This is a genomic window from Rhizobium sp. PRIMUS64, assembly GCF_023006465.1.
In the GTDB taxonomy this organism is placed as follows: Bacteria; Pseudomonadota; Alphaproteobacteria; order Rhizobiales; family Rhizobiaceae; genus Rhizobium; species Rhizobium leguminosarum.
The window spans coordinates 114,541-123,191 of the sequence record NZ_JALBGX010000005.1; the positions used below are offsets into that span (position 1 = coordinate 114,541).

9 protein-coding genes are annotated in these 8,651 nt (G+C 60.7%); all 9 read right to left on the reverse strand.

Translation table 11 applies throughout. The features are described 5' to 3' along the window. Window positions 1-33 precede the first annotated feature (33 nt). The gene (locus tag MOV76_RS04105; protein ID WP_026158225.1) at window positions 34-327 is read right to left on the reverse strand and encodes a PAAR domain-containing protein; all 294 of its coding nucleotides are present in this window, start codon (window positions 325-327) and stop codon (window positions 34-36) included. Between the two features lie 104 nt (window positions 328-431). Continuing rightward, on the reverse strand, window positions 432-1,007 hold the full coding sequence (locus MOV76_RS04110; RefSeq protein ID WP_309506049.1) for an SMI1/KNR4 family protein: 576 nt from the start codon (window positions 1,005-1,007) through the stop codon (window positions 432-434). 45 nt (window positions 1,008-1,052) lie between these two features. Beyond that, window positions 1,053-2,438, reverse strand: coding sequence for an HNH/ENDO VII family nuclease (locus MOV76_RS04115; protein ID WP_210069542.1), 1,386 nt, complete (start codon window positions 2,436-2,438; stop codon window positions 1,053-1,055). Further along, window positions 2,431-2,793, reverse strand: coding sequence for a hypothetical protein (locus tag MOV76_RS04120; protein WP_210069543.1), 363 nt, complete (start codon window positions 2,791-2,793; stop codon window positions 2,431-2,433). Before MOV76_RS04120 ends, MOV76_RS04115 begins: the two co-directional genes overlap by 8 nt. 4 nt (window positions 2,794-2,797) lie before the next feature. Continuing rightward, window positions 2,798-4,960 (reverse strand): type VI secretion system tip protein TssI/VgrG, encoded by a 2,163-nt coding sequence (gene tssI, locus MOV76_RS04125; RefSeq protein ID WP_247263900.1) that lies wholly within the window; start codon window positions 4,958-4,960, stop codon window positions 2,798-2,800. A gap of 28 nt (window positions 4,961-4,988) precedes the next feature. After that, entirely contained in the window at window positions 4,989-5,918 is a 930-nt protein-coding gene (locus MOV76_RS04130) for a hypothetical protein (protein WP_247263901.1), read from the reverse strand. Between the two features lie 9 nt (window positions 5,919-5,927). Next, window positions 5,928-7,004 (reverse strand): hypothetical protein, encoded by a 1,077-nt coding sequence (locus MOV76_RS04135; RefSeq protein WP_247263902.1) that lies wholly within the window; start codon window positions 7,002-7,004, stop codon window positions 5,928-5,930. Window positions 7,005-7,151: 147 nt separating this feature from the next. Then, entirely contained in the window at window positions 7,152-7,628 is a 477-nt protein-coding gene (locus tag MOV76_RS04140; protein ID WP_003575677.1) for a type VI secretion system tube protein Hcp, read from the reverse strand. Between the two features lie 41 nt (window positions 7,629-7,669). After that, window positions 7,670-8,651, reverse strand: a 982-nt coding sequence (locus MOV76_RS04145; RefSeq protein ID WP_247263903.1) for an AAA family ATPase, incomplete at its 5' end; no start/stop codon positions are given.

An 8,651-nucleotide genomic window follows, 5' to 3' on the forward strand; every position in this document is an offset into this window, starting at 1 on the left:
GGCTGACCAAAAGAACAGACCGATTTGCCAATGTTAATCCGCAGTGAGCCAGCCGAGGCCCTCGACGATGCGCCCACCATGCGCGGTCGGATCCCCCATCCGCGCCAAGGCCTTGCCTTCGATGAAGACAATCGACGAGCCGCCGCTGATCGTGTCCGGGCCGCCGACCATGCAGGTGCATTTGTCGCCGACAACGGCAACCGGCACGCCGTCGACGGTCACCAAAGTCTGCGTTTGCGAAATCGGCCCGCCGACATGCGGCTTGGGTCCCGGTTCAACCATCGGGCAAAGGTGGTTGTGACCCTTGAGGGAAACGTGAGACGACATATAAAATTTCCGTGCAATCCCTGTTGATCGAAATAACTAGCCATAGAAACTCGGCCGCCGATACCCCTCCCGGCCCCAGCTGGGCTATCGGTCAGGCGTCGGACTTACTCGAAGTCCTTTGCCCGATCCTTCCAGTATTCGCTGATGAATTCACGTGACGGTGGCGAATCCTCCTCGTCGTCATCGAATTCCGGACCACCTTGGGCGCGCGCTTCCAGAGTGCGCCGCACTTCGTTGCGCAGGAACTCGCCAAAGCTGTCCGCAATTTTGTCCTTGCCGATCGCGTATCCGCCAGCAGACACCTCGTAGACCGGCGCCTCGCCGTCTGCGTTCATCTCGGCGCAATCCATCACAAAGAAGGGACCATAACCCGCCGTCAGAAACGGGATCATCGTCTCGCTGATCCGACCATCGGCGCGCTCTCGTTCCGTGGCATACACGACATTGGTGATGAATTTCGCGTCTATACCTTGGGAGAGCCAACCGTAAATCTCAATCGTGTCGAATTCGAGCGCACCATATTCGGACAGCATCTTCTTATACGACACCGGCAGCGACACGCCGAGCTGGGTCTCGATCTGCTTCAAATCTTCTTCCGTCGCGCTCCTGGTCCCGAGAATGTCGATCCCGTTGTCTCGCAGGCTGCGGATTGCATCATCAAACATCGCGGTGCTCATCATCTACTCCTTTGTCCACGGCCTACCCAAAGAGCCTGGCGCTGCCCCCTATGGAGGTGGTCCATTGCCGAAATCCCTAGCCCTGGCGCGCCAATATCTCGACCGGTAATTGTTGTAGTCTATCTCGTCCTGCGGATGCAGCTTCCGCCAACTTATATAATCGGCGTCGCCTTTCGGGTAGATGTGAATGGTGTTGTAGTTGTCACTATGGAAGGTGCTTTGCACCTCCGCTAAGGGACCCTTCTTGCCTGTCTCGCGCAGAGTCTCCTGCTGAACCATGTGGTGCAGTTCGATCAGTTTTCCATCCGAACCATAGGGCGCGAGTCCAGCCTTCATACGCTGATAATTGGTGCGTCCCTTTTCATCGACTAGGTTTGGATCGATCAAATCGTCTCTCTGGTAGACCGTGCGCCCACCGACCTCCTTCTTCTTCCAGAGGCCCGGCTTTGGCCCGCCGGGATCCTTGACATTTTCATGGGTCGACTTCGGCAGCCCCGCCTGGTCGTCGCCAAAACCCTTATGGGACTTGGCATGCTCCACGACCTTCGCTTCGGGAAGCTCAATGCGGGCAGTCTTGCCGACATTTCCCCCGGCCCGCTTCAGCATGATGACGATCTTGCGCGCTGCTTTGCCGACCTTCTCGCCGATCGACACCGCCACCTTGAGGGCGATAGCGCCCGCGCCGGCCGTCAGAGCGCCGGCCGCCGCCGAAATCGCCAATTCAAGCGCGAGGAAGGCGCCGTCGATGCCAAGGGTCCCGAAGGCGTAACTCGGGCCGCCCTTCTCCCAGTCGGAAAGGAACTGCTTATAGCGCGCCAGAGCGCTCTCTTTCAACGCATTCCACACCTTGGAAAGCGCTGCGGTGACCTGTGCCTGGCGCGCGCTGACTGTACCTTGCGTGGCCGCGATGACCTTGTCCTCGGCGGTCGTGTCCGCCTTGTAGTCGTAAAGCCCGGTACTTTTGCCGAGCCATTCGACCGTCGCCTTGCCGCCCTTCATGACCTGCGAGGTCTGGTTCACGTCGACGGCGACGCTGTCGCGTATGCTGCGGTCGAGATTTTCGATATCGTCCTTAAAGCCCGGATCATAGCCGAAGAATGTGCCGACCTTCTGCGCTGCCCATAGGCCGCCGCGCTGCATACCGAGATGGGCGGCGCCTAAACCGGGCGGCGTGTAGTCGTCGATCGCAACTCCGGCGGCTTCGACGAGGCCCATGGCCTCCTTGACCGCGCCCTCCAGGGCGGCAAGCACCGCCTCTCGTGCCGCCTTCTGCTCCTCCGCAGTACCCAGGACGCCGCCCAGCAGGCCAAGCGTATAGACCATGCTCCAGTATTCGAGCAGTCGGTCGTAGGTGTATTTCTGCAGATCGGTGTCCGGATGCGGATGGGTCCCGGGAAGCTGCGAGTCGGGATATTGAGCCGCCGCGCTACCCATCGGCATCTTCTCCGAGGAAATGCCACTTCAGGAGTTCCTGAGGAAGCATCTTGTGGAAGTTCAAGGATGCGTGCCCCATCGGAGCCATGACGCCGCCGGCGCCGAGACCGATCTCTCCGAGCGCCTGCGACAGCGCTCCCAGACATGCAGTAATATCTGCCGATCCCTGTGGATTGGCCTTGGTGAGTAACCCCTGCACCAGCGGCAATTGCTGTTCGGGGCTGAGCGACAACTGACCCATCGAACTGAAAGGCTTGATACCCACGCGAGCCTGAAAGCGCTCGCGAACCTCGTCGCGAACGCTTCGGCGCTCTTCAGCAATGGGTATCCACTCTCCCGACGGCACTAGGGTCATCGCGTCAGTTCCTGCGGATATCGACCTTCGAAGCCTTTAGGACCAGTTCCTGTCCCGCCTCGATCGTCACATTTTCGCCCTTGAGGTGAACCGTCCCGTCCGCCTCCATCCTGACACTGGTCTTGCCGACCACGATCTCGTAGGTCTTGCCCACGACCGTGGACTTGGCCATACCCACTTCCTGATAGTGGCCGATGGCGGTCGAATCGTTGCGGATGCCCCCGACCGTCGTTTGCAATCCGCCGCCGATCGTCATCGACTTCGCCGCGCCGACGATTTCTGTGGAAGATACCATCACCGTCTCGGCCTTGTTCTTGGCCACCCCGATCACGAGATTGCCCTCGCCCATGGCCGTGTCGGACAGGAAGCCGAGCTTGTCTGTGAACGCACCAAGCTTATCGGTGAGCAAGTCGCCGACCTTGCTGCGCAGAATACCCATGGCGGCCGTCACTCCCTTCTGAAGGATGTTTGGGCCGACCATCAGCGTCATATTGCCGCCGATCACTTCGTGGTGGTTGTTACCGACCTCGATCGTCTTGTTATGGCCGACCGACTCCGACTGGTTGTTATCGACGCGCTTCGAACGAGAATTTTCGACATGAATGCGGTGATCCCGCTGCGCATGCATGTAGATTTCTTCCCGGCCGTTCTCGTCCTCGAAGCTCATCTCGTTGAAGCCGGTGCCCTTATGGGTTTGAGTTCGGAATGTACTCTTGGTCTTATTCGCCGGCAGCGTATAAGGCACCGCATTGGCGGGATTAGGCACTACCCCGGTGACCAGCGGCCGGTCGGGGTCGCCGTCGATGAAGGCAACCATCACCTCCATGCCGATGCGCGGGATGATCTGTCCGCCCCAGGTCGAACCTGCCCAGCTCTGCTCCACGCGCACCCAGCAGGTGTCGGAGCCGTCCTTCTTGGCCTTACGGTCCCAAGGGAACCACAGCTTGATGCGGCCGTACTGATCGGGATGGATCTCCTCGCCGGAAGGGCCGGCGACGATCGCTACTTGCGTACCCTCGATCCGCGGCCGCTTGGTCTCGCGATGCGGCGTCATCGGTACCCGCGACGGCACCGCCTCGAATGTGTTCGTGTATTCCGGCTCGTTGCTGTTGGTTTCGTAGGAACGGTCGACGACGGTATGCACCGCCTTGACGACCACATGTTCCTCATAGGCGTGATCTGGATGGGCGACTTCATAGGGGGTGAAGCGGCGTCCTGCCTCCAGGATGCGGGATGTGGAGCCGCCGAAGACCCGGTCGTGATCGGCTTCGGAGGCCTGCATCCTGAGTTTTTCCGCCCGCTCCGCCTCGGCGACCGACGAAATGCGCGCCGGATATTCGTAGAGCTCGCGCTTCGTAGCCTCGGGCATCTGCACCAGCGACGGCGTCATGGTGCCGGGCACCATGCGCGGCGTTTCGAAATTCCAGTCGGCGCCGGCGCGCTGGCCCGGCACATAGGAATAGCGCCGGCTCCACTCGGTGATGTGGTTGCGGTCGGCCGAGCCCTGCGCCAGGCGGACCCGCCCTTCGCCCTGCGCCGAGGGCGACGGGCCGAGCCAAGATCTTGCGCCGTCGGCGACATGCAGCTTGTGTTTGCCATCCTCATGGGAGAACCAGTAGAACAGGCCGTCCTCCTCGAAGCGGCGGGTGAGATAGGCAAGGTCCGTTTCGTTCCACTGCACCGAATAATGCTGCGGCGGCGGTGGCGTGATCACGCCCGAGGTATCGGGCGCCGGAATGCCGTGCTCGGAAAACAGCGTCTCGACGATATCGACCGAGGTCTTGTCCATCCAGATGCGGCAGTCGGAACGGCGCGACAGCAGCCACATTTGCGGCCGCAGCACCATGGAATAGGATCTGAGACCGCGGGTGATGGGCGGCCCCTCGTTGAGTTCGGTCACCAGGCCGTTGAACGGCCGGCGCACGCCGCCCTCGCCGTCGCCTTGCTGCACCTCGACCGAAACATCCATCAGCCGGCCGATCAGTTCCTCCGGCTTGACGGATGGCTTCTTGGCGCGCGCCGAAAGTCTGATTTCAAACAGCGAGGAAATGCCTTCCTCGATCGTCACCCGCTCCGGCAGAAGCTGGTCCTCGCCGAGCGGCGAGACGATCTTCAGAATACGGTTCGCCTGGATGAAGTCAGCGGCGAGGGATTGCAAATCGTCCATAACATCACGTTCCGTCTTGGGAGCCGAATTACTGCTGTTGCGGCCGAGGATGGGTTTTGAGGTAATCCGCCAGTGCCTGGAAATACTGCCCCAGCATTTCAGTATTGGCCTGATCGGAGACCTGCTTGTAACTTTCGATGAGCGCGTCGCGCTTGGCCTTTCCACCCGGGCTCTCATAGAAATCCGTCAGCACCGACAGATCTTCCGGAGACAGGGTGGCGAGCACGAAGGTAAGCCGCGCCTTTTCATTCGCCCGTGCCATGTCCTTCGGAAGCGGTTTCTCGTTCTCGCTTTTCGAACGCAGCGACGAGATCACGCTCTTCATCTCGGATTGCAGCTTGTCCTGCGGAGCGGACGCCAGTGTCCCGGCATCGGAGCTGGAGAGGGTCTCCAGGGACAGATACATGAGCTGGGCGGTGAAAGCGGTTTCCACGGCAAGATCCGGGCCGGCCATCAGATCGGCAAGCTGACCGATACGCCGACCGTTGTCCGGGTCGGCAAGACGCGTTTCGATGTCCTTCGCCGCTGTTTGGTCCTGCGCTTCATACATGCGAGCGACCTTCGCCTGCCCCTCTTCCAAAGCCGCTGCCGCTTTGGCTAAGGCTTTCGGATCGACGGCATCGTCGCCTGCCTCACCGACGGCTTTCGATATTTCGGCAAGCATGCTGTCGGCCTTGAAGGCAGACCGCGCCGCCGTTTCAAGCAGCGGCTGCGCATCCGAAGTCGCCGAAATGCCCCGATCGACCCCAGCCTTCGCGACATTGTCGACAGCGGCTGGCGTGCCGGAAAGGCGCGACGCCACCTGCTCGATCTGAAGTAAAGATTGATCGGTGGTATCAGACGCGCCAACCATGCCGGCAGCACTTGCGGCCATGGCGCAGACGAGACCGGCCGCAACCAGCGGCCAGCGCATGCGCCCCATCAATCCGTGCGGCTTCAGGAGATCCGTCAACAGCATCGACACCCCTCAGATCATCCTGACGTCGGTGAGCTGCTTGGGCCGCGCTTCGGTGGAAAGACGGTTGATGATCTGCTCCGCCTTCGCCAATTGCGCGCTGCCCGTGGGGTCGATCAGCAGCTTTTCGGCAAAATTCTGCTCGGGATAGAAGGATGAATTGCCGGTAAGGCGGCTGAGCGTATTGATGCGATCCCGCACGACCGATCCGATATTGTCGTATTCGACACGCTGACCGGGTTCGAACGGCTGGAGCGGCCGACCGATAAAGCGGGGCGAAGTGGCTTTCGGATAGTCCGTTGCCGAAGGCAGCTGCGGAATGGCGTTCTTGCTATATTCGATATCCCGGCCCATGCCGCCGACGGTGCCGCCGGTGGCCGGCACATAGGTCACGAGCTTGTCGGAATCCAGAACCGCGCTCATGTAGAACAGGAGCTCCATCTTCTGGGACAGCCTGTTTTCGTCGACGCGCCGGCTCTCCGGCGGATTGCAGAACGGCGTCTTGCCGACCAGATCGGCGAGCCTGGATTTGCTGGCCTCGCTGATCGAATTGTCGTGCTGCACACCCCTGACGAAATCATGCACGCAGATGTGGTTGGTGTCGATGAAATCGGCGATCCGCGTCATGAAATTGAGGGCGGTCGGCGCAGAGGCGATCGGCGCGCTGCTCGTCAGCTTTTCCGCAGCGCTGGTCACCTGCTTGTTGGCGAGCTTTTTGGCCTCGTCGAGCACGCCACCGAGCGCAAACATCACCGGCTTGCTGGCGGCGGCGGCATGCATCAGGTCGAAGGTGCGGTTGAGATTGTTGTTGCAGATCACGCGCAGCGCCGTGCGCCCCGCCAGCACACGCACCGAGGTCGTCGCGAAGGCGGCCATCATGATGCTGCCCGTCAGGACCGAAGCAGAAAATACGAACAGCTCGGCCAGCATCCGGTCACGGGCTTCCTGGGCCTTTGTGGTTTTCTGGTAATTGTCGATGGCGAGATCGTAAGCCCGCACATAGGGATTGGCGACATTCGTCTCCCATTGGGATTTGTACTTGGGCAATTCTACAAGAATATCGTTCAAACGATCAGTTGCAGCCGACACGATCATCTCCATTGTCTAAAGCGCAAGGATGTCTCTCAACTCATCTGCGAAAACAGCTTTTGATTGCCCTTTCCCGAGATGAGAAAGGCAACCGAAAATATGAGGTGCAGTGCCAGCCAGGGCTGGCACTGCCGATGTCGGGAAACCTTAAGCGGCCTTGGTGGTCGCGAGATCGTAAGAGGCGATCATCGGCGACTGCGGCGAATGCTTGTCGTCGTAAGGCGTGTACTTCACTTCCATCTTGGTGAAGTTCAGCTTGATCGTCTCGACCGGGCGGTCGCCGTTGGAATCGATCGAGTAGCTGGCAATCAGCGTGTTCTCGAGGGAATACTCGATGTAGGTGTCGCCGGGATTACCCGTGGTGACGAGATGGATGACGGAACGCTTGCCAGTGCGGCCCGAGCAGGCCTCCTGGAAGAGCTTGGTCGACGAGGAGTCGCTGACCTTGGTGAGGATCACTTCCGAAACGGTCGGCTCGGAAGCTTCACGGTTTGCCGCCGAACCGGCGGAGGTGTTCATGTTGCGGGCGACGTTCCAGTGGATGGCTTCGATGTCCATCCACTTGCGATGCTGCTCGTGGGTCGCATCCCCCTGGATACCGTCGATCTGAAGATAAATCGGCATGCTGTCAGCTCTCCTATTGGCGGTTGAGTGCCTAGTTGCGTCTAAGGCGTAGTTGCCTTTCTTCTCGCTGCTCCCCGAGTGCGCTTGCGGCTCGGGGTTACTTCATCCGACAACCGGTTTTCCCCCGGCGTGTCGAATTTCTGTGGGGCGGCCTCTTCGGCATCGAGGCCGAAGCGCTGGCCGTCGTAACCGATGGTGACCCCGGTAATTTTCTTCCCCTGCCCAACGGCGTCGAGGAAAAAGGTCGAAAGCACAGGCAAGAGGTCGCGGGCAATCATGACCTCGATCGCGCGGGCGCCCACCTCGCTCGTGCGTGCACGCGAAATCAGCGCGTCACGGGCTTCCGGTGATAGTGAAAGCGTGGTCCCGTAGGTGGCCCCGACCCGGTCGCGGATACGGCCGATCTGGATATCGACAATGCCCGAAAGGGTCTCGTTACCAAGCGGCAGGAAGGGCAGCACGGTCGTGCGGCCCAGGAAGGCCGGCTTGAAATGCTTCTGCAATTCCGGCGCCAGCAGCGCTTCGAGCGCCTCTGCCTCCGGCATTGTGTCGGGATCGGCGGCAAGTGCTGCGATCATCTCCGAGCCGGTATTCGCCGTCATGACGATGGTGGTGTTCTTGAAATCGATGTCCCGGCCTTCGCCGTCGCGCAGCGTTCCCTTGTCGAACACCTGATAGAAGATTTCCTGAACACCCGGATGCGCCTTGTCGATCTCGTCGAGCAGCAGCACCCCATAGGGCCTGCGCCTCACCGCTTCGGTGAGCACGCCGCCTTCGCCGTAGCCGACATAACCGGGGGGCGAGCCGAGGAGCATGGAAATCTTATGCTCCTCCTTGAATTCGGACATGTTGATGGTCGTGAGGTACCGGCTGCCGCCATAGAGCATGTCGGCGAGCGAAAGCGCGGTTTCGGTCTTGCCGGTGCCGGACATGCCGACCAGCAGGAAGACGGCCGGCGGCCGGCGGGGATCGGAAAGCCCGGCGCGGGCGGCCCGCATGGCCGACGCGATCCGCTCGATCGCC